Origin of the sequence: Streptomyces sp. NBC_00996 (assembly GCF_045162675.1) — a bacterium.
Taxonomy (GTDB): domain Bacteria; phylum Actinomycetota; class Actinomycetes; order Streptomycetales; family Streptomycetaceae; genus Streptomyces.
Genome location: NZ_CP108723.1, coordinates 6,522,274 through 6,548,452, shown reverse-complemented (window position 1 = coordinate 6,548,452; position 26,179 = coordinate 6,522,274). Strand labels below are relative to the sequence as shown.

Below are 26,179 nucleotides of genomic sequence, written 5' to 3'. Positions count from 1 at the left end.
CCGAAGATCGACTGGTGAGCCGCCCGGATCCGGACGGATGTTCTGCCGATGTTCAGTCTGTGAAACCCGCGTGCCGGGGGCGTTTCCAGTCTGAAACGATGGGTCCCATGAGCGCTGCAATCCCTCCCACCGAGCGCCGGGTCTCCGCCCGAGTCGGCGCGATCTCCGAGTCCGCCACCCTCGCCGTGGACGCCAAGGCCAAGGCCCTCAAGGCCGCCGGGCGTCCGGTGATCGGCTTCGGCGCGGGCGAGCCCGACTTCCCGACCCCGGACTACATCGTCGAGGCCGCCATCGAGGCGTGCAAGAACCCGAAGTACCACCGCTACACCCCGGCCGGCGGCCTGCCCGAGCTGAAGGCGGCGATCGCCGCGAAGACCCTGCGCGACTCCGGCTATGAGGTGGAGGCCGCCCGGGTCCTGGTCACCAACGGCGGCAAGCAGGCCATCTACGAGGCCTTCGCCGCGATCCTCGACCCGGGCGACGAGGTCATCGTCCCGGCGCCGTACTGGACGACGTACCCGGAGTCGATCCGTCTCGCCGGCGGTGTCCCCGTGGACGTCGTCGCGGACGAGACCACCGGCTACCGCGTCTCGGTCGAGCAGCTGGAGGCGGCCCGTACCGAGAACACCAAGGTGCTGCTGTTCGTCTCCCCGTCCAACCCGACGGGCGCGGTCTACACCCGCGAGCAGATCGAGGAGATCGGCCGCTGGGCCGCCGAGAAGGGCCTGTGGGTCCTGACCGACGAGATCTACGAGCACCTCGTCTACGGGGACGCGGAGTTCCACTCCCTGCCCGTGGTGGTGCCCGAGCTGCGCGAGAAGTGCATCGTCGTCAACGGCGTGGCCAAGACCTACGCCATGACCGGCTGGCGTGTGGGCTGGGTCATCGGCCCCAAGGACGTCATCAAGGCCGCGACCAACCTGCAGTCGCACGCCACCTCGAACGTGTCGAACGTGGCCCAGGTCGCCGCGCTCGCCGCCGTCTCGGGCGACCTGACGGCCGTCGCCAAGATGCGCGAGGCCTTCGACCGCCGCCGCAAGACCATCGTGCGCATGCTGAACGAGATCGATGGCGTGCTCTGCCCGGAGCCCGAGGGCGCCTTCTACGCCTATCCCTCGGTGAAGGCCCTCATCGGCAAGGAGATCCGCGGCAAGCGCCCCCAGGACACGGTCGAGCTGGCCGCGCTCATCCTGGAGGAGGCCGAGGTCGCGGTCGTCCCGGGCGAGGCCTTCGGCACGCCGGGCTACCTGCGTCTGTCGTACGCCCTTGGTGACGAGGACCTCGTCGAGGGCGTCAGCCGGATCCAGAAGCTGCTGGCGGAAGCCCGCGACTGACGTTTCCGCGCTCCACGCGCGTGTGCGGGCCGTTTCCCTTCGGGGAGACGGCCCGCTTCTTCGTGCGAGCAAGACCACTAACGGGGAAAGCGCTACCGGGACGGCAGGAACGTGCGGCAGGATCCTGGAATGGAGCGCGTACGTGATCTCTCTGAACTGCCGAAGGCCCATCTGCACCTGCACTTCACCGGTTCGATGCGGCACACCACCCTGCTGGAACTGGCCGACAAGCACGGGATCCATCTGCCCGACGCGCTGACCGGCGCGGAGCCGCCGAAGCTGCGGGCGACGGACGAGCGGGGCTGGTTCCGCTTCCAGCGGCTGTACGACGCGGCGCGGTCGTGCCTCAGAGACCCCGATGACATTCGGCGACTGGTGCGCGAGGCCGCCGAGGAGGACCTCAAGGACGGCTCGGGGTGGCTGGAGATCCAGGTCGACCCGACGTCGTACGCGCCTCGTCTGGGCGGTCTGATCCCGGCTCTGGAGATCATCCTGGACGCGGTGGACACGACCGCACGGGAGACCGGCCTCGGGATGCGCGTCCTGGTGGCCGCGAACCGCATGAAGCATCCGCTGGACGCCCGCACGCTGGCTCGCCTGGCGGTGCGGTACGCGGACCGGGGCATCGTCGGCTTCGGGCTCTCGAACGACGAGCGGCGGGGCATGGCACGGGATTTCGACCGGGCGTTCGCGATCGCGCGGGAGGGCGGCCTGCTGTCCGCGCCGCACGGCGGCGAGCTGACCGGGCCGGCCTCCGTCCGCGACTGCCTGGACGACCTGGGCGCCTCGCGGATCGGTCACGGGGTGCGCGCCGCCGAGGACCCGCGGCTGCTCAAGCGCCTCGCGGACCGGGGGGTGACCTGCGAGGTCTGTCCCGCTTCGAACGTCGCCCTGGGGGTCTACGAGAAGCCGGAGGACGTCCCCCTGCGCACGCTCTTCGAGGCCGGTGTCCCGTTGGCCCTCGGCGCCGACGACCCGCTGCTCTTCGGCTCCCGCCTGGCCGCCCAGTACGAGATCGCCCGCCACCACCACGGCTTCACGGACGCCGAACTGGCCGAGCTGGCCCGGCAGTCCATCCGCGGCTCGGCCGCCCCGGAGGACGTCCGCGCGAAGCTGCTGGGCGGGGTCGACGACTGGCTCAGGGGCCCGGCCGCTTGAAGTGGGCATACGGCGGATACGGCTGGAAACCGATGACGACCTCGGGGCTGCGCCGGGTGCCCGATTCCTCCTGCAGCTCGCCGGAGATCGAGGTCATGAAGGCCGTCTTCCCCTTGACCACACCCCTCTGGCGCGGTCCCCAGCCCGCCGCGTACGAGAAGGCCGTGGCCGCCGAGGCGAAGACGTCACGGCTGCCTATCAGGAAGAACGTCCGCGCATGGCTGCTGTGCCGGAGCAGGTCCCGCAGGTCCGTGCGGTGGCGCCGCCGCTGCCAGGCCTCCGCGTCGCGCGCGGTGCGGGCCTCGTCGGTGCGGACGGTGAGCGGGGTGCTGTGCGTCAGCCTGCGGCGCAGTTCCGGCCATTTGCTCGGGCGCAGGCCCGCCGAGTGATGGACCAGGACGAGGTCGACGAGGTCGGGGCAGCCCACGTAGGGCGGGGGACCCTCCCGTAGGGGCACATGCACGATCGTGTGCCTGGAGTAGGCGGCGAACGAGAACAGGCCGGCGAGCCGGTTCAGCCCGTCGTGGTCACCCATCAGCATGCCGAGCGAGACCTCGGGGTCACGGAGCGAGGTGTGGCGCAGCGGTGTCCAGGGCTGCACGACACGGTGCTCGTGCGGGCCGCGGTGCGAGGTCTGAACTGGCGGAGCCTCAACCGCATTCGGGATGCCTCATGACCCCAGGGTGATCTTCAGGCCGGGCCACCGGCAAGCGAAATACCGCGCAGGAGCGTGCGGGCGATGGCCGGGGCGAAGGTGTCCACGGGAGGCGGCTTGCCCTCCGCCGTCGCGTCGTAGGCGAAGGCGCGCTGTGCGCAGGCACCCATGAGCAGCGACGCGGCCGCGAAAGTGTCGGCATAGGGGTGGACGCGCCCCGCCTGCTGTTCCGCGCGCAGATAGGCGGCGACACCCCGGATCGGCATGTGGGCACCCGCACCCATCTGCCGCATGGCCTCGTCGTGGCGGCGCTTGAGCTGTGTCTCCGCGTACAAGGAGGCGGCGATCGGAAAGCTCTGCTCATAGAAAAGGGCCGCCTGTCGGGCGATCTCCGTGAGGTTCTCCTCGACGGTGTGCTTCTCCGGCTCGGACATGAGCCTGTCCAGGAGGGGGCCCAGCGTGGGCAGCCGCTCCTTCAGGACACGGATGAACAGCTCTTCCTTGCTCGCGAAGTACTTGTAGAGCGCCGCCTCCGAGCAGCCTGCCGCCTTGGCGATCTCTTTCGTGGTGGCGCGGGCGAGGCCGACGGTGAGCATGAGCTCGTACGCCGCGTCGACGATGCGGATCCGGGCCGGTTTCTGCTGCATGGGCGCAAGGATTCCATGGCCGGTCCCATCGGGCTTGACGGGTGGGTGAGTACTTACTCACTCTAGGAGCAAGCAAGGGTGAGTGAATACTCACCCACTCGAGGGGAGCACACCATGAAACTCACCGTTTTCGGCGCCACCGGAGGCATCGGCCAGGAGATCGTCCGGCAGGCGTTGAAGTCGGGCCACCAGGTCACAGCCGTCGTACGGGATCCGACGCGCCTGACCGTGACGGGCGGGGGCCTGGAAATCTTCCGCGCGGACGTCACGGACCCCGAGGCGCTGCGCGCGGCGGTCGCGGGCCGGGACGCGGTCCTCTCCGGGCTCGGCGCCCGCAGCCGCAAGGACGCCGGGGTCGCAGCCCGGCTGACCCGTACGGTGCTGGACGCCATGGAGGCCGAGGGGGTGCGGCGGCTGCTGGTGGTGAGCGCGGGCCCGGTCGGTCCCGACCCGGAGGGCGCCGCACTCGTCGACCGCACCATGCGCGGCCTGATCTCGGGGATTCTGAAGGACGTCTACGCCGATCTCAAGGAGATGGAGGACGAGCTCGCCCGAAGCACGACCGACTGGACGGTCGTACGTCCGCCGCGGCTGCAGAACAAGCCGGTGACCGGCTCGTACCGCACGGTCGTCGGGGGTTTCCCGCTCAAGGGCCGGTTCATCGCGCGCGCCGATGTGGCGCACGCGATGCTGGCGATGATCGACGACCCCAGGACGGTGAAGCAGGGCGTGGGCGTCGCCTACTAGGCGCCGTTTTCGAAAGGCGCCCCTCTGCAGAGCCCCCTCAGAGGCTGACGCCCACCGTCACAGGCTCGTTGACCAGCGTGATCCCGAAGGCATCGCGGACGCCGGCGACCACCTCACGGGCCAGCGCGAGGAGGTCCTCGGTGGTCGCCTCGCCACGGTTGGTGAGAGCCAGCGTGTGCTTGGTGGAGATCCGGGCGGGCCCGCCGCCGTAGCCCTTGGTGAAACCCGACTTGTCGATCAGCCAGGCCGCGGAGGTCTTGGTGTGGCCGTCGCCCGCCGGGTACGCGGGCGGCACGGCGTCGGCGCCGAGCCGATCCTGCACGCGCGCGTGGAACGCGGCGAACTCTTCGTCCGTGAGGATCGGATTGGTGAAGAACGATCCGGCGGACCAGGTGTCGTGGTCCTCGGGGTCGAGCACCATGCCCTTGCCGGAACGCAGCTTGAGAACCGTCTCGCGAGCCGCATCCAACGGCACCCGGTCGCCGGGCTCCACACCCAGCGCGCGAGCCGTCTCCGCGTACTTGATCGGCGCCGACAGTCCCTCCGCGTCCTCCAGCTCGAAGCGGACGCGCAGCACGACATGACGCTCGGGGTCGGCCTTGAAGCGGCTGTGGCGGTACGAGAAGGCGCACTCGGTGTTCGTCAGCGTGACCGTCTCGCGCGTCTTCCGGTCGTACGCGATCACTTCGGTGATCGTCGAAGACACTTCCTGCCCGTACGCGCCCACGTTCTGGATCGGGGTCGCGCCCGCGGAGCCCGGGATCCCGGCGAGGCACTCGATACCGGCGAGCCCGGCTTCGACGGTGCGGGCGACCGCGTCGGTCCACACCTCCCCGGCCGCCAGCTCCAGCCTCGTACCGTCGAGCGCGAAGCCGCTCGTCGCGATGCGCAGTGCGGTCCCGGCGAAACCCTTGTCGCCGATGACCAGGTTCGATCCGCCGCCGATGAGCAGCAGCGGCGTGCCGGCGTCGTCGGCCTCGCGCACGGCGGCGATCACCTCGGCGTCGGTCGTGGCGTTGATCAGCCGGGTGGCCGGGCCCCCGAGCCGGAAGGTGGTCAGCGGGGCGAGCGGGGCGTCGTGGAGTTCCTGCACGGGCTCAAGAGTACGAGAAGGCACGGGGCCGCCCGGCCACCGGTGGGTACGTGGTCCGGGATTCCGCCCGACCCGCCGGTGGGCACGCGCTACGGGATCGCGCCCCGCCACCCGTGCGGGCGAGGCATGAGAACGGCCCCGCCCGTAGGGGCGGGGCCGTTCCTGGTCGGGTCCTGGTCGGGTCCTGGTCGGGTCCTGGTCGGGTCCTTGCGGATGCTGTTCGACGAAGCGCCGCGGCACCTGCGCCCGGTCGAGGGGCAGTCCTTCGGCGGACGCCGTCGGGGCAGGACTTACCTCAGCGCGTTCTCCAGAACCCGGGTCTCGGCCGAGGACGCCACGGGAGTCCCGGTCACCGGTCGGCGGCGGGGCAGCAGCGCCGCGGCCGCCGCTCCCGCGCCGACCACCGCCGCGCCCACCCACAGCGCGGGCGAGAGCCCGTCCACGAAACGCTGCGCGGACTCGTAGCCGCCCTGGGCCGAGAAGACCGAGGCCAGGATCGCGATGCCGAGGGCGCCGCCGACCTCGCGGAGCGCGTTGTTGGCGCCGGAGGCGATGCCCTGCTCGGACGGGCGGACGCTGGACATCACGAGGTTCGCGGCCGGGGCGAAGTACAGGGCCATGCCGATCCCGCTGATGATCAGGGCGGGGAGCTGGGCGGCGTACGACACATCGGGGGCGACGATCAGGGCGAACCAGCCGAGCCCGACGGACTGCAGGGCCAGGCCGACCGTGATGACCGGGCGGCCGCCGATCCGGTCCGAGAGATACCCCGCTATGGGGGCGACGATCATCGGCATACCGGTCCAGGGGAGCATCCGCAGGCCTGCCTCGGTGGGCGAGTAGCCGACGACGCCCTGCAGGAACTGGCTGAGCAGGAAGATCGATCCGAACATCCCCACGAACATCAGCAGGCTCGCGGCGTTGATCGCGGAGAAGGCGCGGCTGCGGAAGAGGCGCATCGGCAGCATCGGGTTCTTGTGATGGATGCCGTGGTGGACGAAGCCGGCGAGGAGCGCACCGCCCGCGATCAGGCCGGTGAGCACGGGGCCGCTGGTCCAGCCGTCGATGTTGCCGCGGATCAGGGCGTAGACGATGCCGAAGAGACCGCCGCTGGCGAGCAGGGTGCCGGGGATGTCCAGAGGTGCGCCGGTGCCGTAGGACTCGGCGAGCCGCAGCCGGGCGAGCGGCAGCACGGCCAGGCCCAGCGGGACGTTCAACCAGAAGATCCACTGCCAGGACACGTGTTCGGTGAGGCTTCCCCCGATGAGTGGCCCGGAGGCGACGGCGAGTCCGTTCACAGCGCCCCAAATCCCGTACGCCAGCCCGCGCTTGGCGACCGGGACGGCGGCCGTCAGCAGGGTCAGTGTCAGCGGCATCATGATCGCCGCGCCGACGCCCTGGACCGCGCGGGCCGCGATCAGGGAGCCGATGCCGGGCGCCATGGCCGCGGCGGCGGACGCGCCGGTGAAGACGGCGAGTCCGCCGAGGAAGAGCCGTCGGCGGCCGAACCGGTCGCCCAGCGCCGCGCCGAACATCAGCAGCACGGCAAAGGTGAGCGTGTACGCGCTCACGGTCCACTCCAGGTCGCCCAGCGCTCCCCCGAGGTCCTTTCGGATGGAGGGCAGTGCGGTGGTGACGACGAGGTTGTCGAGGGCCGCCATGAATCCGGCGACGCTGGTGATGACGAGGGCCCAGGCGGCTCCTCCGCGACGTGCTGTCTGTGGTGACATCGCTCCACCAGGAGTGATCGTTATCAATGGTTAGTTATTGCTGACTAACTTTCGCGCCCATGAAAAGGCGCCGATCTTCGCCTTCCCTGTACCTACTTCTCCAGCCGGCCTGTGGCCCGCGCCGACGGGTAGAGCCCCTCCCAGACCCGGTGCTCGGGCGGAAAGCCCATGGCCACCAGGCAGTTGATGAGCATTCCGTACGCCATGAAGGTCGCAGTTTCGTCCACGTCCGCCCCGAGCGGCACATGCACCGCGTCCCAGAGCCGCATCCAGCCGGCCCGCACCACCTCGCCGAACTCGCGGTCACCCGCTTCCTCGGCCGCCGCCACCGCCGCATACGTCTGCATCTGCATGAGCAGCCGCTCCGGCTCATCCTCGATGACCTTGACGTACGCGTTACCCATGGCGTGCAGGGCCTCTTCGCCCTCCAGCCCCTCCGAGGCCTCCTCGAAGGTGCGCCGGAAGAGCTCCATGCAGCGCTCGGTCGCCGCAAGGAAGATCGCCTTCTTACCCGGGAAGAGCCGGAAGAGGTACGGCTGCGAGACACCTACACGCTTGGCGATCGCCTCGGTGGACGTGCCGTGATAGCCGCCCCGGGCGAACTCGCTCATCGCCGCGCGGATGACGCTCTCGCGCCTCTCTTCTGCGCTCATCCTGACCATGGGGAGTAAGTTAGTACTCAATCACTAAGTACGTCAAGAGGGTGTCGGAGTCGGCCGGAACGGCGCGGTGCGCGGACGCCGGGACGGTACACAGACGCCGGGACGGCGCACAGACTCCGGGACCGCGCACAGACTCCAGCGCGGTGCGCAGACTCCGGAACGGCGCACAGACTCCAGCGCGGTGCGCAGACTCCGGAACGGCGCACAGACTCCAGCGCGGTGCGCAGACTCCGGAACGGCGCACAGACTCCAGCGCGGTGCGCAGACTCCGGAACGGCGCACAGACTCCGGAACGGCGCACAAGTGTCGGAGTGCGCGCAGAGGCCGGAACGCCACCCGAGTGCCGGAGCGCGGCGCAGGACGTCGGAACGCCGCCCAAGTGCCGGAACACGACGCAGACGCCGGAACGCCCCCCCAAGCAAAGAACGTTGTCGCAAGTAGGGGGATTCACGCCAGTAAGGGGCGCCCCACAATGGAGAACGCCCCTTACTTCACACGCTGAGCACCACTTCGCGCACTGCTCACTACGCACTACGCACTACGCACTACGCACTACGCACTACGCACTCAGGCCAGTCGTACGACCGCCCGCGACATGCCCAGGACCTTCTGGCCGGCGCTGGTCGCGGTGAGGTCGACGCGGACGGTGTTGTCGTCGAGCTTGGCGCCGATCTTGGCGCTGACCTCGATGGTCGCGCCTTTCTCGTCGTTCGGGACGACGACAGGCTTCGTGAAGCGGACGCCGTACTCGACGACCGCGCCCGGGTCGCCGACCCAGTCGGTGACGACACGGATCGCCTCGGCCATGGTGAACATGCCGTGCGCGATGACGTCGGGCAGACCGACCTCGACCGCGAACTTCTCGTTCCAGTGGATCGGGTTGAAGTCCCCGGAGGCACCGGCGTACTGCACGAGCGTGGCACGGGTCACGGAAAAGGTCTGGGCCGGCAGCTCGGTGCCGACCTCGACATCCGCGTAAGAGATCTTCGCCGTCATGTCAGCCCTCCTCCGCCGCGCGCGCCACGAGCTTGGTGACGGCCGTCACGACATGCTCGCCCGCCTCGTCGTGAACCTCACCCCGGATATCCAGAATGTCGTTGCCCGCCAGGGACTTGATCGACTCGATGGTCGAGGTGACCGTGAGCCGGTCACCCGCGCGCACCGGGCGGGTGTAGGCGAACTTCTGGTCGCCGTGCACCACGCGGCTGTAGTCGAGGCCCAATTGCGGGTCCTGGACGACCTGGCCCGCGGCCTTGAAGGTGATCGCGAACACAAAGGTCGGCGGGGCGATCACATCCGGGTGCCCGAGCGCCTTGGCGGCCTCCGGGTCCGTGTACACAGGGTTACTGTCCCCCACGGCCTCCGCGAACTCGCGGATCTTCTCCCGGCCGACCTCATAGGGGTCGGTGGGCGGGTAGGACCGCCCCACGAAGGACTGGTCGAGCGCCATGGGCTCAGCACCTCCTGGTTGTCTTCGCCGGACTGGCAGTCACCGCTGGACTGGCAGTCACGGCTGGACCGGTTGTCACAGCTGGACTGAACCGTCTTAGCCGGACGGACTGTCTTTGCTCTATAACGACGCGAGGCCGCCCCCCGCAAAGGGGACGGCCTCGTGTACGAGCCTGATTTATCGCGTTTCGCGGTGCGCGGTGTGCGCGTTGCAACGCGGGCAGTGCTTCTTCATCTCCAGTCGGTCCGGGTCGTTACGCCGGTTCTTCTTGGTGATGTAGTTCCGCTCCTTGCACTCCACGCAGGCCAGCGTGATCTTCGGGCGGACGTCGGTGGCAGCCACAGGAGTGCTCCTTGACGAACGGATGGGACGATTAACGCATAGAAGAGTAGCCGATCGAAGGACCGACCCCACAATCGGCTACTGTCAGTAGCGGTGACCGGACTTGAACCGGTGACACAGCGATTATGAGCCGCTTGCTCTACCGACTGAGCTACACCGCTGTGATGCGATCGGGCCCCGCCTTGCGACGGGAACCTCTCACACCAGAGCCCCAATACGGAATCGAACCGTAGACCTTCTCCTTACCATGGAGACGCTCTGCCGACTGAGCTATTGGGGCGAGCGATGAAGACATTACACGGTCGGCCGCCGATCGCCCAAATCCGTTTCGCGGCACCCGCCCCGGCCTGTTCCCCGCCGTTTCCCCGGGCGTTCCCGTAGCCGCTCATGAGCCCCGCGCGCACCACGGGTTCACAGCCGGACCCGTCCGTGCCGGGCCCCTCCTCACCTGCCGGACCACGCGGGTGGGAGCTCCTGGATCACACAGGTGGGAGCTGCCGGACCACACGGGTGGGAGCCCGTCAGGCCGTACGGGTAGGAGCCCGTCAGGCCGTACGGGTAGGAGCCCCTCAGGCCGTACGGGTGGGAGTCACCGGACCACACCAATACGGCTGCGGACCACACCGGTACGACTATTGCGCTCCTCCCCGACGCGGACGGATCGCCACCCTAGGCTCGACTCACCCTGCGTGATCTTGTGCCGTCACTCTCCGCAGTCGTCCCTCCCGCAGCCGCCCCCGAGCCCCAGGAGCGCGATGCCCGACAGTCAGCCGCAGCCGCCCCACTCCTGGTCGGGACAGACCGACACGGCGGCCCTCCTGCTGTGCGGGGCACGGCTCACCGACGGCCGGACCGTGGACGTGCGGCTGGGCGGCGGGCGCATCGAGGCGGTCGGCACCGCCGGGAGCCTGGCGACGGGCGGCTCCGGGGTCCTCGCCGCCAAGGTGGACCTCGACGGCTACCTCCTCCTGCCGGCCCCGGCCGAGCCGCACGCGCACGGCGACACGGCCCTGACGGCCGACGGCGACAGCCCCCTGACATACGACGCCCAGGAGGTCCAGCGCCGGGCCACCGAGGCCGCGTTGCTGCAACTCGGCCACGGAGCCACCGCGCTGCGCTCACACGTCCGCGTGGGCGACGTACAGGGGCTGGACGCGCTGACGGCGGTCCTCCAGGCGCGCCGGTCGCTGCGCGGGCTCGCCGAGCTGACGGCGGTGGCGATGCCCCGGGTGCTGACGGGGGTGGCCGGGGCCGACGGGCTCGCGATGCTGCGGGACGCCGTGAAGATGGGCGCCTCCGTGCTGGGCGGCTGCCCGGACGTCGACCCCGATCCGACGGGGTACGCGGAGGCGATCCTGGAACTCGCCTCCGAGCACGGCTGTCCGGTCGACCTGCACACGGACGGCGACGACCCCGCCCGGCTCGCCCGGCTCGCGGCGATGGCCGGTGGACTGCGGCACGGGGTGACGCTCGGCCCGTGCGGCGCGCTCGGCCGGCTGCCCGTCGCGACGGCCGCCCGGGCCGCCGACCGACTCGCCGCGGCGGGCGTGTCCGTGGTGTGCCTGCCGCAGGGCGGCTGCGGTGCCGTGGAACAGCGCGGGATCGCACCCGTACGGCTGTTGCGGGCGGCCGGAGTACGGGTCGCGGCGGGCAGCGGCGCCCTGCGCGACATGTCGAACCCGGTGGGGCGCGGGGACCCGCTGGAGGCCGCGTATCTGCTGGCCTCGCGCTACGGGATGCGGCCCGACGACGCCTACGGCGCGGTGAGTTGCGCCGCCCGGGCCGCCCTCGGGTTGCCCGAGGTGCGCGTGGAGGCGGGATTTCCGGCCGAATTGCTCGCCGTACGCGGGAACCGGCTCGCGGGAGCGCTGTCGTTGGCGTACAGCCGGATCGTGGTGCATCGGGGGCGCGTGGTGGCGCGGACCAGCGCGGTGCGGGAGTACTGCAACTCGGCGGCCGCAGCGGGGTTGGACCTGCCTCGGCAGGGGCGGGGGGAACCGTCGTAAGCCGCCCCGCCCGCCGGGGTGTCTGTGGCCGTCACGCGCGTGGAGGTCCGTGCCCGCGACGCGCGCGTGGGTGCTTTCGTATGTCCACGCGCGCGTGGGTGCTTTGTACGTCCACGTTTTGTATGGCCACGCGCGCGTGCGCGGCGACTATGACGACTACGGCGACTACTGGGAGTCGCCAGCGGTCTTGACGCTCAGAGCTCGCCGCCGCCCAACAGGCCACCGGCGAGCGGGCTGCCGCCGGGCATCTTGTCGGCGGGAATCTCCGTGGCCCCCGACGGCGCGCTGACGTCGCCCGCCTCGGAGAACTTCAGGACCAGCGGCAGTTTGGGGGTCTTCGGGTCGTCGGCGAGGACGGAGAGGTCGACCTTGACCTGGGTGAGGTCGCCGTTCTTCAGCGTGAAGTCGACCGCGACCCTCTTGTTGGGAGCTTCCTTGAGGTCCTTGTCCGAGGGGAGGTCTGTACCCGGCGGAAGGTCGCCCTCCAGCGGCCGGAGCTTGTCGAAGATTCCCCTGATCAGTTCCCGGAAGTTGGCCTTGGCGACGACCCGTTCGGTGTCGCCGCTGCCGCCCTCGGCCCGGAAAGTGACGTCGTGCGCGATGACACCGCGTACGGCTGCCACGATCTTCCGCTGGGTCTTGGCGTCGATGTCGCCGGCGCCGTCCGCCCCCTTGGAGGACTTCGAGAACCCCGAGGACTCCTGCGCCTTGGCGAGATCCTGGGTATTCATCTTCACCCAGTCTCCCTCCAGGACCTTCCTCAACTCCTTCTCGCTCTCCGGGATGTCGTCGGCCGACGGCATGGGGAAGCCCATCGCCTTGCCGAGGGCCTTCATGTCGGCGCGGTAGTACGTGAAGTCGCCGACGACCCGGTACTCGACCAGGACGCCTTCGGCCCCCGTGATCTTCATACTCGTACCGATGAGGTCCTTCTCGCCCGAATCCGCCAGCGCCTTCTTCGACTTGACGGCGACATCCACGCGCAGCCCGCTGAGGAGCTTCGCGAACTCCGGCGGGAGGGCCTCTTCGGAGCCGGCGTCACCCGCCAGCGCGGTGAGCGCGTCGGAGTCGGCGTCGAGGTCCAACTGGAAGGCGAGCGACTTCTGTTCGCCGAGCCGGTCGACGGCGTGATCCACCTTCTGCCCCGCGGTGAGGTTCTGGACCGTGCCGCAGGCGGCCGCCGTGGCGAGGACGGCGGCGGCGCAGCCGGCCGCGGTGACGGTCTTGCGTATGGCGTTGATGGTGTTCTCCTCTACGACGCCGCGCGGTGCCGCACGGCATCCCCTCGTTCTTTCGTTCTTGCGTTGTTTCTCGTTCGGAGTGATCAACCATGTGACACGTGAGTTGTCCACAGGGTTGTGCGGCGAAGGCGTCCATCCGGGCGTACGGTCGGAAACATGCGCATTGTCATCGCTGGAGGTCATGGTCAGATCGCGCTGCGGCTGGAGCGGCTGCTCTCCGCGCGCGGTGATGAGGTCGCGGGGATCGTCCGCCGCGCCGAACAGAACGACGATCTACGAGCGGCCGGCGCCGAGCCGGTCCTGTGCGATCTGGAGTCGGCCACGGTGGAGGAGGTCGCCGCGCATCTGCAGGGTGCGGATGCGGCCGTCTTCGCGGCCGGCGCGGGCCCGGGCAGCGGGTCGGCCCGCAAGGAAACGGTGGACAAGGGCGCCGCGATCCTGTTCGCGAAAGCGGCTGAGCGCGCGGGCGTGCGCCGTCACGTGGTCGTCTCCTCGATGGGTGCGGACCCGGCGCACCAGGGCGATGACGTCTTCGACGCGTATCTGCGCGCGAAGGGCGAGGCCGACGAGTACGTACGCAGTCGTACGGGCCTGGACTGGACGATCCTGCGCCCCGGCAGCCTCATCGACGACGCCGGCACCGGCCTCGTACGTCTGGAGGCCTCCACCGGCCGCGGCATGATCCCGCGCGACGACGTTGCCGCGGTTCTCGCGGAACTGGTGGACACCCCGGCGACGACGGGCCTGACGCTGGAACTGATCAGCGGCTCGACACCGATCTCGGTGGCGGTCAAGTCGGTGGCGGGGAACTGAAACCTGACCTCCGGATCACGCCGGTCTCGCCCTGAAACGCCGCTTCCGGCGACGAAGGTTGCCCAGTTGGCCATACGGAGAGAATCCCAACCGCTCGCGGGGCGCCGACAACGGAGTTTGGCCCCGTATACGAAGAAACCCCCTCCGAACTGCTCGATCGCAGTTCGGAGGGGGTCTCCCTCAGCGTGGCGGCGCCAGGATTCGAACCTGGGAAGGCTGAGCCGGCAGATTTACAGCGGGCTCCGTCCGCCATGCGTGGCCTGCGGTTCTTCCTGCGTCTGCCGCTGCTGGGGGACACCTGGGGGAATCCGGGCCTCCTACCCGACACGTCAAAATCCGCCGTCACGACCCCTCGTCCCGAAGCCTCGGCCCGGCAGCCATTGGGGGCTGATGATTTGGTCAGTCGACCACACGGGACTGTTGAAGGTAAGCGAGTGCGTGCCGGGTGGTGAGGGTGTTTGGGTGGATGTCGCCGAGAGTGTAGCGCCGGTGGGCAAGGACGGCCTCGAACTCGCTGCGCGCCCGGCCGTACAGGCCTCTGATCCGCGAGTATCGGGCTACGCGGCCAGCCGCGCCCGCCGCGTCTGGGAGTGTTTGACCGGGCAGTGCAGTGGCTGTGGCCCGATGGAAGAGGTCCAGGGCATGGGGTTGCAGGAGCCGCCAGTAAAGCCGGCCGCGTCCGGCAGTTCGTCCAGCGACTGCAAGCCTGCGTCAGTGCAGAACCACCGCCTCGCCGGATATCCGAGCCGAGTTCCCGGCTCAGGACACTGGCCTGAAAGGGCACCGCCCGCAGCTGGGAAGGAAAGCCGGCCCCGAGCGGATGAGCCGGCTTCCTGAGGTCCAGCTGCGGCGGAACGGCGTAGCACCTCCGCATTGCTGAACGGAAGTTACGCCGCTCGTCGGCGTGCGCGGCTTTGAGCAGTCAGCCGCCCTGGGCGACTCAGTTGGTGCAGTCCGGCACGGTACCGGCGCAGTTTGTCGGAGTGTTGCCACGGACACGGCTGTCCGTGAGGGTGACGGATGCGGGGGGCTGGTTGAGGATGCCGCCTGCGCCGATGCCGTCGGTGGCCGTGTTGTCGTTGACGTTCGAGCTCTGCACGATCGCGGTTCCGGCGTTTGAACCGATCGTAAGGTTGGCGATTCCGCCACCATCAGACGCCACGTTTCCGTTCACGTTGCTGTCCCGCACCGTGAGGCTTCCGTCGTTGGCGATTCCGCCGCCGAACCCGGTGGCAGAGTTGTTGTTGAAGCGGCTCCTGACGATCGTCATTGACCCGTCGTTGGCGGCGCCGCCACCGTTGTGCGTCGTGGTGTTGCCCGAAACGGTGGTGCGCACGATCATGGCAGTTGCCACATTTCCGATGCCGCCGGAGAAGTCGGCAGTGTTGTTTCTGATCCGGCTGTCCACGACATCGAGGAATCCGAAGTTGGCGATGCCTCCGCCGAAGTTGTCCGGGAAGCTTCCCGTAGCCACTCCGTTTGACACGGTCGCTTGTTGCAAGGTCAGGTGACCATTGGCGGCGACGGTGAAGATGCGAAAGTTCTGCGCGCTGCTGGACCGCGTGATGGTGTCGCCGTTCGCGTCGATGGTGATGTTCCCCGTGATGGCCGGAAGTGGGCTGCTCAGGGTGTACACGCAGTTCGGGGCAAGGGACAGCACACCGCTTCCCTGCTGGTTGGCGGTGGCGATGGCCGCCGACAGCTGGCCGGGGTCGCAGGGAACGAACGTTGCTTGTGCCGCCGCCGCCGGGGTGGCTGTCGCGCTCATCGCCAGTACGGCGCCGAGGCCGAGGCTTTGAGCGACGCGCGCTACGATGAATTTGGGGAACATCTTTGCTCCTTAGCGTCACAGGGGGCCGACCCGCCCATTACGAATCACGCGAATGACGGGTCTCCCGTAAATCTTGACGAGCGTTTACTGTGTAATCCGTCGATCTCTTTGCGTTGCCATCGCATTTCACCCGATCAGCTCAGAGCGTGTGCGCGGCCTGACGAGTACGGCACAGTCTCGGTCGGGAACGGCAACGCCATCCGTTTCCGAGACCGAGCGCGCGCGTGCGACAAAGCCGGCCGCCGGGCTTGGCGGCCCACCCACGGCCCACGGCCCCTCACTGGGACACCTTGCTGTGCGAAATCGCAGCCAGATGCCCTATCGGGCCGTGGGGTCTACTTCTCCGAGCTGAAGAAGACAGCCAAGAAGACGGCGAAGAAGGCGCCCGCGAAGAGGACGGCACGGAAGCCGCGACGCGGCGCCTAGTCGAGTACGCCGAAATCGGTGTCGGGCCGGCAGTGCGGGCAGGCATCGATGCCGTCGACGGTGAGGGCCCGCCACGCCTGCTCCCTGCTGGCGCCCTTGCTGCGTTTGTCTGCCATGTGGCAGCCGCCGACGTGGGAGTTGCCCGGGCTGGACCTAGCTGGACCGACGACGGAACGGCGCATGAGATGCGCCGGCTCAAGGCCCGCGCCAAGAAGGACTCCCATCCGGTGCCGATCCCCCCACACTTCGTCCGTCTGCTGCGGCAGCACATCGCCACGCACGGCGCGGCATCCGATGGCCGCCTCTTCCGGACGAACCGCGGTGGCCTGCTACAGGAGACCGGCTACGGGGAGGTGTGGGCCAAGGCTCGGAAGGACGTGCTCAACGAGGCGGAAACGGCTCGCCGCCCCTACGACCTTCGGCACGCCGGCGTCTCGTTCTGGCTCAGTTCCGGGGTGGACGCGATGGAGTGTGCGCGGCGCGCCGGGCACAGCATCGCGGTACTCCACAAGGTGTACGCCAAGGTGCTTGACCAGTCCCGGGAGCGGGCGAACAGCCGGATCGACGCAGCATTTCGGGAGTGGAACGAACCGGAGTGACCATGCTCACCCCCGGGGGACGTCTGGGGGACACGCACTGATTGACGGTGGGATATGGGCGAAACGAGATGAGACACGTCCACGCCCCGTCCACACCGAATGGAACAGGGGCGACCAACAAGAAAACCCCTCTAGCGAGTAGCCGGGAGGGATCTCACCTCCCGGCTACTCGCTAGGCATGGTGTCGGCGCCGCTGCGGGAGAGTTCGGGCGTCTGGTTCGGTCTCGGCGATGCGGAGTTGAGCGTGACGTCAGTGATGGCGCTGGTGGAGGAGCGGGAAGCGGCTGCCCGGGGGCGGGCGGAGGAGCTTCGCGCCGAGGCTGAGCGAGTTCTTGCTGAACTCGCCGAGGCAGAGGCGTTGTTGGAGCGGCGGGTGATCGCGACGGCCGAGCTCGCCGAGACCCTGGCCGGCCGGGACGCGATGCTGAAGGAGCCGGCCGCCCCGGTGAGTGAGGCGACGACCGCGACGGTGGCGGACACGGCGAGGGCCCCGGTCGCGGGTTCCATCGTGTCGCGCTGGCATGCGGGGGCGACGGTTCAGGCGCTCGCGGTGGACTACCGGCGGATCGTGGAACTGGTGGAGACCGGTCCGGACAACGGCGAGGGGATCTCGGCGAAGGAACTGGCCGGGCGGCTGGGCCTTGAGGCGGTGCCGGCGAAGATCGAGGGAGTGCGTTCGAAGGCGAAACGGCTGGCCGAGCGGGGCTGGCTGACCGCCTCGCCGACGGGGCGGTTCACGCCGCGCGAGCCCACCACGCCTGCTCACCTCGCGGGCGGGATGCCGTCCGGGCAAGGCGGCGGCTCATGAGCATGGCCATCGAGAAGTAGATGAACGTCTCGCTGGAGGCGGGCAGCGTCTCGAAGTCCCGCACCAGGCGCCGCGAGCGCATCAGCCACCCCAGTGTTCGCTCCACGCACCACCCTCTGGGCAGCACCACGAAGCCGCTCATGTCGTCACTGCGCTTGACGATCTCTAGCGTGAGCTGGAGTTTCTCCTTCGCCCAGGTGACCAGGCGGCCGCGGTAGCCGCCGTCCGCCCAGACGAGAGTGATCTTCCGGAACTTCTCCCGGAGCCTGGGCAGCATGACGCGGGCGGCCTGACGGTCGGTGACGTTCCCCGCGGTCACCAGGACCATCAGCAGCAGCCCGATACTGTCCGTGATGACGTGTCGGCGCCTCCCGTTGATCTTCTTGCCGCCGTCGTAGCCGCGTGAGGCGGCGGGCACCGACGCGGCGCCCTTGACCGACTGCGAGTCGATGATCGCGGCGGTCGGCTCCGCCTCCCGGCCTTCGGCCCGGCGGGCCCGTCCGCGCAGGCGGTCATGGAACTCGCGGGCCAGGCCCCTGTCACGCCACCGGCGGAAGAAGGCATACACCCGGTCCCACGCCGGAAAGTCGACGGGCATCGCCCTCCACTTGATCGCGTTGTCGGCGACGTACCGGATCGCGTCCAACATCTGCCGGTGGCAGTAGCCCTCCGGCTGGCCGCCCCGGCCCTCGAGCCAGGCCGGGACCGGCAGCGCGTCACGCACCACCGCCCACTCGGCGTCCGTCATGTCGGAGGGGTACTGCCGCACCCGGTCGGGACGGTCTGCCGCGTTCCCGAACCGGTGAGCGAGGCAATCGCACGCCGACACGCGGGAGTTGGACGGGAACAGTGTCGTCACGCAAGACTGGGACAACAGGGCCTCCTGGTGCACGAGTTGGCTTCGCAACCCTCGTGCTGCACCGGAGGTCCTGCTTTCATGAGCCCACCCGGTCAAGATCACCCGACCAGGGAACCCGTTCGATCAGAACCGCCCTCATGATCGATAGGAATACGGCTTCTCAGGACAGGCGGGATCACGGCCCGCGAGTTGGCCCAACCCGACGGGGATGGGTGATGATGGCGCAGCAGGCACGGTCTTCCGTTGTGGTGATCAGCGAACTCGACACTCCATGATCACCGGAAGCCGTGCCTGCAGGCGTATCCCCGCCCCTCGCGAACCGCCCACCACCGCCGACTTGGGGTATTGGGCCCATACCCGGTGCTCCGGACCAACCGCGAGAACGACGGAGCCCTGACCGGCGAACCCGTTCCCGAACAGGTCGAGATGGGCTCGATCCGTCGAGGTCGGCGCGGGCGAGCGGGACGGCCTGACCAGCAGCGAATGCGAAGAACCGGCCGCGCTGCGGCGGGAGAACCGCCGTCTGCGTGAGGGGCGGGAGGAATCACCCGGCGCATCATAGGGGTCGTTGACCGAGATACCGCACGTCTTGGTGCCGGGGCTCTGTTCAGTGACATGCCAACTACTGGGCGCTCGTCGGTGCGCTGCGCGCGCCGTGGCCAGAGATCGGCCGTGCCATCGAGGAGGAGATGGGCCTGTCGCCCCGGGTTCACCGTGGCCGGTCAACGCTTCCTCTACTTCGCTGAGTTGAGGCTTGGTTGTCTCGAACAGCGACGCTGAGTGGGTGGTCGGGTCCCAGGACTCGCTCGCAGTCGGCGAGCGTCTGCAGGTAAAGGTCGATCGCCTCGTCGAGGCGTCCCACCGACCGGTATGCCTCGGCCAGGCTGTTGCGGTTCGTCAGTGTGTGGGGGTGGTCCGGCCCGAGGACCCGCTCGCAGTCCGCGACCACCCCTTCGGCAAGCGGGATCGCCTCGTCATGGCGCCCGGCGGCCCGGTAGGCGGCGGCCAGGTTGTTGCGGGAGCCCAAGGTCTCGTGGTGATCGGGCCCGACGACCCGCTCACAGTCGGCGAGCACCGCTTCGATCAGTGGGATCGCCTCGTCGTGGCGCCCGGCGGCCCGGTAGGCGGCGGCCAGGTTGTTGCGGGAGCCCAAGGTGTCGGGGTGGTCGCGCCCGAGGACCCTCTCTCTGTCGGCGAGCACCGCTTCGATCAGTGGGATCGCCTCGTCGTGGCGCCCGGCCGTCCGGTAGGCGCCGGCCAGGTTGTTGCGGGAGCCCAAGGTGTCGGGGTGGTCGGGCCCGAGGACCCGCTCCCTGTCAATGACGGTCCTCCGGTGCAGGGCGATCGCCTCGTGGTGGCGCCCGGCGGCCCGGTAGGCGGCGGCCAGGTTGTTGCGGGAGGTCAGGCTGTCGGGATGGTCGGGTGCGAGGACCCGCTCCCTGTCGGCGAGGGTGCTCGCGAGTACCGGAATGGCACGGGTGAGGTCTCCCGTCTCGTACAGGGCTCTGCCGGCCCAGTCGCATTGGCTCAAGAGCAGGTGCGACGGGTCGTGGCTGTAGCCTCGCAGGCTCAGGACGTGGGCGACAAGCTCGTCGAGTTCGGCGCGGCGGTGGGCCACCTGGGTATACGGGAACTCGTCGGTGAGCGTGTGCAGCATCCGGGTCGCGGTGGTGATGGCGGTGGCGAGCGTCCTGCCTGGTGGTTTACCGGCCTGATGGCGAATCACCCGAGCGGTCAGACGGTGCATCGACACCACCACGCCGTCGCCGCCGTGCTGGTCCTGCGTGGTACCCCCGAGCGTGATCAGGGACCGGGTCGCGAGCACCTGCAGCGCGTGCCTCAGCCTGCCCTCGAGGCTCAAGGCGGTCTCCACCTGAGTCAGCAGGGTGCGGCTGATTCCGCTCGGGGACAACAGCGACAACACCGTCACGAGCCGAGCCGCATTGCCGCCGGCGGCGGTACGGCGCAATCCGGCGAGGCCGAGTTGCGTGGCCTTGAGCACCCCGGGGTGGTCGGTGCCGGCCTGGCGACGCAGCGTCTCATCCAGGTCCTGTTCCTCCAAGGCAGCGAGATACTGCCGATACGAGAGCCTGGCCTGAACCATGTACGCGGCAGCCTGCGCCAACCCCAGTGGTAGCCATCCCAACTGTTCACCCACCTCACGAGCATCATTCGTGGTAGGCAGGCCGGTCGCCTCACCGAGGAACGCCAGCCCCTGAGCAGGCGTGAACATGCCGACCGGCACCGCCGTAATACCCGGCAAGCTGGTGAACTCCCTGCGGTTACTGGTGATGATCACCTTTGAGGTGCCTGTCGTCGGCAGGAAATTGTTAAGCGCGTCTGGGTCGTCCACGTTGTCGAACACCACCAACCGCCGGGCCCGGTCGTCGCGTTCCAACACTCGTCGCATTGCAGCCGCCGCCACCTCGGGCGTCTGCTCCGCCTCGCTGAGACCCAGCTGATCGGCCAGCAGCGCCAGTCCGGTGACGGGCCCCGACTCGGTGTTGATCCACGCAACCAGGTCATAGCCGTCAGCCACGCACCGGCGGGCGTACGTCGCCGCCAACTGCGACTTGCCGGCACCCCGCTCACCAGGCAGCGCGACTAACGCCGCTTTGCCCTTGCTTCCTAGCGTCTCACGCAGCACAGCCGCTTCATCCGTCCGCTCCTGCCAATGCCACGCCTGCTGTGGAATCGCCCCGAACACCCGGACCTCCGACCCGGAGGTGCCCATCCTGACCGGATCCGCGCCGGACCTGTGCCGCACCCACTCGAGGATTGCCGAGGCCGCCAGAAGCGCCCCGGTTGCAGTCCACGCCACAGTCGGCCACCACCGCCACGACAGCTCCACGGTGTTGGTGGCAAGGTTGCCCACGAGGCCGACGGCGGCCGCCACCAGGACACCCGTCACAGCGGACGGCAGCCGCCCACCCCTACCACGACTCATAAGTGATCTCCAGCCACGCTGTGAAGCACCCTGGCAGCCCGCCACCCTACGCCCAGTCCCCACCGAACCGGGACGGTTCACCACGGCGTCGGTCTGGCCGAGGGCGGCGAGTATCTCGCGCAAGGCATCCGGGCTGGAGGGCGCGGCCCGGATCTTGGCGGGGGTCAGATTTTCACGGCAGCCGGACAGTATCTTGTGGGCGCCCTCGGTCTCGGGGTCCGCTCTGTGCGCAGGGCGAACCCCAGGCTGCGTCGCGAGACCGGAGCCGTCGGGCGGATGCCGGTTCACCTCGTCGACCAGACGTAGTCGGCGTGACTCGACCGACATCGGACGTTGCGAGGTCACTTCGGCGACCACTCTCGTGAAGGCTGACGGATGCTCAAAGGCTTCTGGCGTACCGTACCGTCAACCATTCAAGATCATTTTGTACGGGCCTTGCATGAGGTGCTGAAAAACAACAGTGACCAGTGGAGGGGGAGGGAGATATTCGCAGGTCAGCTCGGCTATTGAGATGTCGTGCCCCGTGCCCCCAAGGGGCACGACACCCCGCCGGTCAGATGTCGCGGAACTCCTCTACAGCCTCTCTGACCTGCTTAAACGAACCTTCTGAAGATCATCTTGCACAAACGCTGCACACGCCGACCAGTGCGGGTGTCAGGCGGCCCTCGTGTAGGCGCTCCGGACCGCGATGCGGATCTTGGAACCGGCTCCCGCGACCCGGTGTACGTACTTACGGAGGGTGAACGCAGGATCGGTGTGTCCGAGCCGGTCGGCGAGCGTGTACACGTCCACCCCGCCGTTGATCATCATCGACGCGTACAGGTGTCGCAGGGCGTGCATCATCATGTCGCGGGACTTCTCCCAGCGCCGTCCCTTCGCGTCCGGGTCAAGGGGCTTGATGAGGCCGGCTGCTGCCAGGGCTGGTTTCCAGCGGTAGGAGTTGAACCAGTTCGACTGAATAGCGGTCTTCTCCCGTGTATAGAAGATCAGCTGCACTGTGACCGGTGCGCCGCCCCTGTGGCTCCACGGTCGGGTCACCTCGACGGGTGGGTATTTCTCCATGTGTTCGCGCAGGGGGACGGCCACGTCATTCGTGAGCTCGATCCAGCGGTCCTTCGGGTCATCGTCGTCTCCCCCCTTGGGGAGGGCGTACGTCAGGAACGAGCCATCGTGAACTACTTGCCGTTGTACATGCACCATCGGGCCGTCCGGATGCGTCCAGTCGACAGGGCTCCGTCGTTCTCGCGATCGATCCGGAATGATCACGTGAGTCCGAGGGTTGCCAGCGGCCGGGTCATGTCCCGCCCGTGGTGGCGCAGGCCCTCGGCGATGTTGCCCCGCCCGGCCAGGCGGAGTGCGCCGATGGCCAGGTTCCGCAGGGAGGCCATGGCCCGCGGCGCGCCGCCGGTCCGCACCCGCGAGGCGTCCTCGCCGAACGTCACGTCCCTGACGTGATGCTCGCGGTTCTCGATAGCCCAGTGCCCGCGAACGCGTTCCGCCAGGTCGGCCGTGTTCATCTGGTGCGTCCTCAGGCTTGTGATCGCGTAGACCCGTTCGATCGACACCTTCCCGGTGCGCAGGGTGCGCCGTCGGCGGACGATCTGCAGTGCCTGGTCGGCGTGCGGGAACGGCAGATGCGGCACGGTGGCGGCCTTGAGCCGGCGGATCTCGTCACGGCCGTGTGCGGTGGCCCGGGTGCGGTCCAGCAGCGGAACCTCCTTCCACGGCAGGTTCTTCACCAGCGCGTGCAGGCTTGGATGGTTGCCCTTGAGCACGGCGATATAGTGCGCTTCTTTCTGCTCGACCAAGTATTTCGCGTGGTCGGTCTGGGTCAGCAGCGCGTCGAAGGTCACCACCGCGCCGGTCAGGTCCAGCGGGTCCAGCAGCGGCCGAAACGCGGTGATCTCGTTGCTCTTGGTGTCGACCTCGCGCTGGGCCAGCACGATGCCGTCGTCGCGCAGAGCGGAGATCAGGTGGACGCAATCGGCCGTCGGCGCGTACCGCTCCGCGCAGGGACTTGCCGTCCACCGCGACCGCTGCCCGCGCCGGGCGGGCAGGCGGGTGTCTGTCCTGGTCGGCGGCGCGGGAGGCGGCGGCACGAGCGGTGAGCCAGCCTCCGATCGCCGCATCGAACGCGTCGCCGTCGATGCGCTGCAGTACCCGGCGCACGGTCGCCTCGCTGGGCGCCCGGCAGGGCCGATCCGGATCACGCAGCGCGGCCCCGCAGCAGAACAGCAGCCGGTCAGAGGCATCGGCAGCCCACTCGGCGATCGCGGTGAGGGACTTCGCTCCGGCAAGGACCGCGCAGGCGGCGACTGCCAGGACGTACGGCAGCGGGTGACGGCGGCCCCGGTGGCGGCGCGGGTCGGGCACGCGGGCCAGCCAGGTCAGCAGGCCGGGCAGTTCGTCAGGACAGGCGGGATCACGGCCCGCGAGTTGGCCCAACCCGACGGGGATGGGTGATGATGGCGCAGCAGGCACGGTCTTCCGTTGTGGTGATCAGCGAACTCGACACTCCATGATCACCGGAAGCCGTGCCTGCAGGCGTATCCCCGCCCCTCGCGAACCGCCCACCACCGCCGACTTGGGGTATTGGGCCCATACCCGGTGCTCCGGACCAACCGCGAGAACGACGGAGCCCTGGCCTTCTGGCCCGGTGTGGATTGCGACATCTACGACCAGCAACAGAAAGGCCCTCGTGCCCCACCGTAATGCACCTCTGACCGAGACCGGCCGCTTGCGTCTGGCCCGCTGCGTGGTCGAGGACGGCTGGCCGCTGCGCCGGGCAGCCGAGCGTTTCCAGGTCTCGCCGACCACAGCCCAGCGGTGGGCCGGCCGCTACCGGGCCCTGGGCGAGGCCGGGATGACCAACCGCTCCTGCCGCCCGCACACCAGCCCGCGCCGCACTATGTTGCCGAGCTTCTTGATGTCCACGTGCACCAGTTCGCCCGCTGCTCTGAGCGGTAGGGGCGGGCGTAGGCCCATTCGTCGAGCAGGGTGCGGTTGAGGCGTTCGACCTTGGCGTTCGTCTCCCCCACCCGCGCAGAGCGGCGGATCATCAAGGTCAGGCTCACGCGCCGGTGGGGCCCGGCCCGCATCGCGCATCTGCTCCAGCTGGTGCCCTCGACCGTCCACCGGGTACTGACCCGCTTCGGTCTGACCCGCCTCACGCACCTGGACCGCGCGACCGGCCGGCCCATACGCCGCTATGAACGCGACCAGCCACAGGGCGATACACCTAGAGCGACTCTACGGCCGTTCAGGATCGAACCGAATCTCGCCGGCCAAGGCGAGCTACCTCACCCGTCGGGCCATGGACCGGGATCGCTGGCCGCCGCCCAAACGCGCGCTGAGCGGACTGACTGCCCGCTCATCCACACCTCTTCACAGCCGGTCGGCGCAGTGCTGGTATGTCGTCTCTCGAACACCACCGACGTCCTCAGACCTGGTCCGCGTCTGGTCCGGAAACTCTGATCGGCCCCGGGATCCGGGCGCGACGACGTGAGACAAGTCACCCTGTTTCGATTACAGTCGAAAGGCCGCCCGAGGTACGAAGAAACCCCCTCCGAACTGCTCGATCGCAGTTCGGAGGGGGTCTCCCCAGCGTGGCGGCGCCAGGATTCGAACCTGGGAAGGCTGAGCCGGCAGATTTACAGTCTGCTCCCTTTGGCCGCTCGGGCACACCGCCGGGGTTGCTGCCTTGAGACCCACTTTTTGGTGGTGCTCGTTGGCAACGACGTAAACGATACCTGATGCCCGGGGGTGCTTCGCCACCCCATTGATCGGCGCCTGGAGGGGAGGGGGTGGCTAGGCTTATGCGGATGCGGCCCGGGACCGATGGCGGGCTCGACGGCTGCCCCCATGCATCTCCATGCACCCCGATCCCCACCCCGATACAAGGAGCCACAGGACATGGCCGACTCCAGTTTCGACATCGTCTCGAAGGTCGAGCGGCAGGAGGTCGACAACGCCCTCAACCAGGCCGCCAAGGAGATCTCGCAGCGCTACGACTTCAAGAACGTCGGCGCCTCCATCTCCTGGTCCGGCGAGAAGATCCTGATGGAAGCGAACTCCGAGGAGCGGGTGAAGGCCATCCTCGATGTGTTCGAGACCAAGCTGATCAAGCGCGGCATCTCGCTGAAGTCGCTGGACGCCGGTGAGCCCCAGCTCTCCGGCAAGGAGTACAAGATCTTCGCGTCGATCGAAGAGGGCATCTCCCAGGAGAACGCGAAGAAGGTGGCGAAGATCATTCGCGACGAGGGCCCGAAGGGCGTGAAGGCGCAGGTTCAGGGCGACGAGCTGCGCGTCAGCTCGAAGAGCCGCGACGACCTGCAGGCCGTGCAGGCCCTGCTCAAGGGCAAGGACTTCGACTTCGCGCTGCAGTTCGTGAACTACCGGTAGCCGTCGGTTCGTTGCACGTACGAGAAAGGGTGGGCGCCCGGGGGTGCCCACCCTTCTCGCCTGCTGGCTGCGGCCTCGGGGTGCGCGCTCAGCGGCGCGAGTCGCCGAACAGAATGCGGTAGAGGACGAGCAGGACGAGTGAGCCGCCGATCGCGGCGGCCCACGTGGCACCGTCGTAGAACTGCTTGGTGATCGGGTGGTCCAGCCAGCGCGCGGATATCCAGCCGCCGATGAAGGCCCCCGTGATGCCGATGAGGGTCGTGCCGATGAAGCCGCCCGGGTCACGGCCCGGCAGCAGGAACTTGGCGATGGCTCCGGCCAGCAGCCCCAGAATGATCCAGCTGATGATGCTCATGCCGTGAACCTGCCTCTCCGTGCTGTGCGTGTGCTGTGCACCTGCTCCGGCCGGGCTGTGTCCATGCCTTCAAGT

22 protein-coding genes, 3 tRNA genes and 4 pseudogenes are annotated in these 26,179 nt (G+C 68.8%); 9 read left to right on the top strand and 20 right to left on the bottom strand.

Features of this window, described 5'->3' with window-relative positions; genetic code table 11:
* Positions 1-107 precede the first annotated feature (107 nt).
* On the top strand, positions 108-1,334 hold the full coding sequence (locus tag OG390_RS30895; RefSeq protein ID WP_406172712.1) for a pyridoxal phosphate-dependent aminotransferase: 1,227 nt from the start codon (positions 108-110) through the stop codon (positions 1,332-1,334).
* A gap of 129 nt (positions 1,335-1,463) precedes the next feature.
* Positions 1,464-2,492: an adenosine deaminase gene (locus OG390_RS30890; protein ID WP_406172711.1), complete on the top strand. Its 1,029-nt coding sequence runs from the start codon at positions 1,464-1,466 to the stop codon at positions 2,490-2,492.
* On the opposite strand, the pseudogene OG390_RS30885 reads toward OG390_RS30890, so the two are convergent.
* Together OG390_RS30885 and OG390_RS30880 are read right to left on the bottom strand one after the other, a co-directional pair.
* Positions 2,473-3,152: pseudogene (locus OG390_RS30885) on the bottom strand (hypothetical protein). The gene OG390_RS30890 and the pseudogene OG390_RS30885 overlap by 20 nt on opposite strands.
* 30 nt (positions 3,153-3,182) lie before the next feature.
* Positions 3,183-3,794 carry a TetR/AcrR family transcriptional regulator gene (locus OG390_RS30880; protein ID WP_406172710.1) on the bottom strand — a complete coding sequence of 204 codons (612 nt, stop codon included), beginning with the start codon at positions 3,792-3,794 and terminating at the stop codon, positions 3,183-3,185.
* 114 nt (positions 3,795-3,908) lie between these two features.
* Between OG390_RS30880 and OG390_RS30875 the strand changes: the two genes are divergently transcribed.
* The gene (locus OG390_RS30875; RefSeq protein ID WP_406172709.1) at positions 3,909-4,541 is read left to right on the top strand and encodes an NAD(P)-dependent oxidoreductase; all 633 of its coding nucleotides are present in this window, start codon (positions 3,909-3,911) and stop codon (positions 4,539-4,541) included.
* Positions 4,542-4,578: 37 nt separating this feature from the next.
* Here the strand turns inward: OG390_RS30875 and OG390_RS30870 are convergent, their stop codons facing one another.
* From OG390_RS30870 to OG390_RS30835, 8 genes are all read right to left on the bottom strand, one after another.
* Complete coding sequence (locus tag OG390_RS30870; RefSeq protein WP_406172708.1) at positions 4,579-5,634, bottom strand: UDP-N-acetylmuramate dehydrogenase; 1,056 nt, start codon at positions 5,632-5,634, stop codon at positions 4,579-4,581.
* Positions 5,635-5,924: 290 nt separating this feature from the next.
* The gene (locus OG390_RS30865) at positions 5,925-7,364 is read right to left on the bottom strand and encodes a DHA2 family efflux MFS transporter permease subunit (protein ID WP_406172707.1); all 1,440 of its coding nucleotides are present in this window, start codon (positions 7,362-7,364) and stop codon (positions 5,925-5,927) included.
* Positions 7,365-7,456: 92 nt separating this feature from the next.
* Entirely contained in the window at positions 7,457-8,026 is a 570-nt protein-coding gene (locus tag OG390_RS30860) for a TetR/AcrR family transcriptional regulator (RefSeq protein ID WP_406172706.1), read from the bottom strand.
* A 567-nt stretch (positions 8,027-8,593) separates the two neighbouring features.
* On the bottom strand, positions 8,594-9,022 hold the full coding sequence (locus OG390_RS30855) for a MaoC family dehydratase (protein ID WP_399077279.1): 429 nt from the start codon (positions 9,020-9,022) through the stop codon (positions 8,594-8,596).
* A gap of 1 nt (position 9,023) precedes the next feature.
* A complete protein-coding gene (locus tag OG390_RS30850) occupies positions 9,024-9,476 on the bottom strand; it encodes a MaoC family dehydratase N-terminal domain-containing protein (protein WP_406172705.1) in 453 nt (150 codons plus the stop codon).
* A gap of 177 nt (positions 9,477-9,653) precedes the next feature.
* Positions 9,654-9,818 carry a 50S ribosomal protein L33 gene (gene rpmG / locus OG390_RS30845; RefSeq protein WP_004571794.1) on the bottom strand — a complete coding sequence of 55 codons (165 nt, stop codon included), beginning with the start codon at positions 9,816-9,818 and terminating at the stop codon, positions 9,654-9,656.
* Positions 9,819-9,906: 88 nt separating this feature from the next.
* Positions 9,907-9,979: transfer RNA gene (locus tag OG390_RS30840), tRNA-Met, on the bottom strand.
* Between the two features lie 46 nt (positions 9,980-10,025).
* Positions 10,026-10,098: transfer RNA gene (locus OG390_RS30835), tRNA-Thr, on the bottom strand.
* Positions 10,099-10,573: 475 nt separating this feature from the next.
* On the opposite strand from OG390_RS30835, the gene OG390_RS30830 reads away from it, so the two are divergent.
* On the top strand, positions 10,574-11,824 hold the full coding sequence (locus OG390_RS30830; RefSeq protein WP_406172704.1) for an amidohydrolase family protein: 1,251 nt from the start codon (positions 10,574-10,576) through the stop codon (positions 11,822-11,824).
* 194 nt (positions 11,825-12,018) lie between these two features.
* Here OG390_RS30830 and OG390_RS30825 read toward each other — a convergent pair whose 3' ends face one another.
* Entirely contained in the window at positions 12,019-13,152 is a 1,134-nt protein-coding gene (locus tag OG390_RS30825; RefSeq protein ID WP_406172703.1) for a hypothetical protein, read from the bottom strand.
* Between the two features lie 69 nt (positions 13,153-13,221).
* Here OG390_RS30825 and OG390_RS30820 point away from each other — a divergent pair, with 69 nt between their 5' ends.
* Positions 13,222-13,878, top strand: coding sequence for an SDR family oxidoreductase (locus OG390_RS30820; protein ID WP_406172702.1), 657 nt, complete (start codon positions 13,222-13,224; stop codon positions 13,876-13,878).
* A gap of 940 nt (positions 13,879-14,818) precedes the next feature.
* Here the strand turns inward: OG390_RS30820 and OG390_RS30815 are convergent.
* Complete coding sequence (locus tag OG390_RS30815; RefSeq protein WP_406172701.1) at positions 14,819-15,709, bottom strand: hypothetical protein; 891 nt, start codon at positions 15,707-15,709, stop codon at positions 14,819-14,821.
* Positions 15,710-16,131: 422 nt separating this feature from the next.
* Positions 16,132-16,251, bottom strand: coding sequence for a DUF6233 domain-containing protein (locus OG390_RS30810; protein WP_406172700.1), 120 nt, complete (start codon positions 16,249-16,251; stop codon positions 16,132-16,134).
* An 18-nt stretch (positions 16,252-16,269) separates the two neighbouring features.
* Between OG390_RS30810 and OG390_RS30805 the strand changes: the two are divergent.
* Positions 16,270-16,734, top strand: a pseudogene (locus OG390_RS30805) (site-specific integrase); the annotation flags it as partial.
* Between the two features lie 178 nt (positions 16,735-16,912).
* Entirely contained in the window at positions 16,913-17,542 is a 630-nt protein-coding gene (locus OG390_RS30800) for a hypothetical protein (RefSeq protein WP_406172699.1), read from the top strand.
* Here the strand turns inward: OG390_RS30800 and OG390_RS30795 are convergent.
* The 5 genes and pseudogenes from OG390_RS30795 to OG390_RS30775 form a co-directional block, all read right to left on the bottom strand.
* Positions 17,469-18,290 carry an IS5 family transposase gene (locus OG390_RS30795; protein ID WP_406172698.1) on the bottom strand — a complete coding sequence of 274 codons (822 nt, stop codon included), beginning with the start codon at positions 18,288-18,290 and terminating at the stop codon, positions 17,469-17,471. The genes OG390_RS30800 and OG390_RS30795 overlap by 74 nt on opposite strands.
* Before the next feature lie 820 nt (positions 18,291-19,110).
* Positions 19,111-21,297 carry a tetratricopeptide repeat protein gene (locus tag OG390_RS30790; protein WP_406172697.1) on the bottom strand — a complete coding sequence of 729 codons (2,187 nt, stop codon included), beginning with the start codon at positions 21,295-21,297 and terminating at the stop codon, positions 19,111-19,113.
* 705 nt (positions 21,298-22,002) lie between these two features.
* Complete coding sequence (locus OG390_RS30785) at positions 22,003-22,548, bottom strand: tyrosine-type recombinase/integrase (RefSeq protein WP_406172696.1); 546 nt, start codon at positions 22,546-22,548, stop codon at positions 22,003-22,005.
* A gap of 62 nt (positions 22,549-22,610) precedes the next feature.
* On the bottom strand, positions 22,611-23,447 hold the full coding sequence (locus OG390_RS30780; protein ID WP_406172695.1) for an ISAs1 family transposase: 837 nt from the start codon (positions 23,445-23,447) through the stop codon (positions 22,611-22,613).
* Positions 23,448-23,514: 67 nt separating this feature from the next.
* Positions 23,515-23,721, bottom strand: a pseudogene (locus tag OG390_RS30775) (transposase family protein); the annotation flags it as partial.
* Between the two features lie 325 nt (positions 23,722-24,046).
* Here OG390_RS30775 and OG390_RS30770 point away from each other — a divergent pair.
* Positions 24,047-24,561 (top strand): annotated as a pseudogene (locus OG390_RS30770) (helix-turn-helix domain-containing protein); the annotation flags it as partial.
* Between the two features lie 393 nt (positions 24,562-24,954).
* Here OG390_RS30770 and OG390_RS30765 read toward each other — a convergent pair.
* Positions 24,955-25,036 (bottom strand) — tRNA-Tyr (locus OG390_RS30765).
* A gap of 224 nt (positions 25,037-25,260) precedes the next feature.
* Here OG390_RS30765 and OG390_RS30760 point away from each other — a divergent pair.
* Entirely contained in the window at positions 25,261-25,749 is a 489-nt protein-coding gene (locus OG390_RS30760; protein ID WP_355789823.1) for a YajQ family cyclic di-GMP-binding protein, read from the top strand.
* Between the two features lie 88 nt (positions 25,750-25,837).
* Here OG390_RS30760 and OG390_RS30755 read toward each other — a convergent pair whose 3' ends face one another.
* Positions 25,838-26,104, bottom strand: coding sequence for a GlsB/YeaQ/YmgE family stress response membrane protein (locus OG390_RS30755; protein ID WP_189190376.1), 267 nt, complete (start codon positions 26,102-26,104; stop codon positions 25,838-25,840).
* Positions 26,105-26,179 lie beyond the last annotated feature (75 nt).

Coding starts and splice junctions, on each gene's coding strand:
- OG390_RS30865 (WP_406172707.1), bottom strand. CDS start 7,364: ATGTCACCACAGACAGCACGTCGCGGAGGAGCCGCCTGGGCCCTCGTC.
- OG390_RS30830 (WP_406172704.1), top strand. CDS start 10,574: ATGCCCGACAGTCAGCCGCAGCCGCCCCACTCCTGGTCGGGACAGACC.
- OG390_RS30820 (WP_406172702.1), top strand. CDS start 13,222: ATGCGCATTGTCATCGCTGGAGGTCATGGTCAGATCGCGCTGCGGCTG.
- OG390_RS30810 (WP_406172700.1), bottom strand. CDS start 16,251: ATGGCAGACAAACGCAGCAAGGGCGCCAGCAGGGAGCAGGCGTGGCGG.
- OG390_RS30785 (WP_406172696.1), bottom strand. CDS start 22,548: ATGGTGCATGTACAACGGCAAGTAGTTCACGATGGCTCGTTCCTGACG.
- OG390_RS30855 (WP_399077279.1), bottom strand. CDS start 9,022: ATGACGGCGAAGATCTCTTACGCGGATGTCGAGGTCGGCACCGAGCTG.
- OG390_RS30895 (WP_406172712.1), top strand. CDS start 108: ATGAGCGCTGCAATCCCTCCCACCGAGCGCCGGGTCTCCGCCCGAGTC.
- OG390_RS30880 (WP_406172710.1), bottom strand. CDS start 3,794: ATGCAGCAGAAACCGGCCCGGATCCGCATCGTCGACGCGGCGTACGAG.
- OG390_RS30815 (WP_406172701.1), bottom strand. CDS start 15,709: ATGTTCCCCAAATTCATCGTAGCGCGCGTCGCTCAAAGCCTCGGCCTC.
- OG390_RS30760 (WP_355789823.1), top strand. CDS start 25,261: ATGGCCGACTCCAGTTTCGACATCGTCTCGAAGGTCGAGCGGCAGGAG.
- OG390_RS30860 (WP_406172706.1), bottom strand. CDS start 8,026: ATGGTCAGGATGAGCGCAGAAGAGAGGCGCGAGAGCGTCATCCGCGCG.
- OG390_RS30850 (WP_406172705.1), bottom strand. CDS start 9,476: ATGGCGCTCGACCAGTCCTTCGTGGGGCGGTCCTACCCGCCCACCGAC.
- OG390_RS30755 (WP_189190376.1), bottom strand. CDS start 26,104: ATGAGCATCATCAGCTGGATCATTCTGGGGCTGCTGGCCGGAGCCATC.
- OG390_RS30800 (WP_406172699.1), top strand. CDS start 16,913: ATGGTGTCGGCGCCGCTGCGGGAGAGTTCGGGCGTCTGGTTCGGTCTC.
- OG390_RS30875 (WP_406172709.1), top strand. CDS start 3,909: ATGAAACTCACCGTTTTCGGCGCCACCGGAGGCATCGGCCAGGAGATC.
- OG390_RS30890 (WP_406172711.1), top strand. CDS start 1,464: ATGGAGCGCGTACGTGATCTCTCTGAACTGCCGAAGGCCCATCTGCAC.
- OG390_RS30795 (WP_406172698.1), bottom strand. CDS start 18,290: ATGACGGACGCCGAGTGGGCGGTGGTGCGTGACGCGCTGCCGGTCCCG.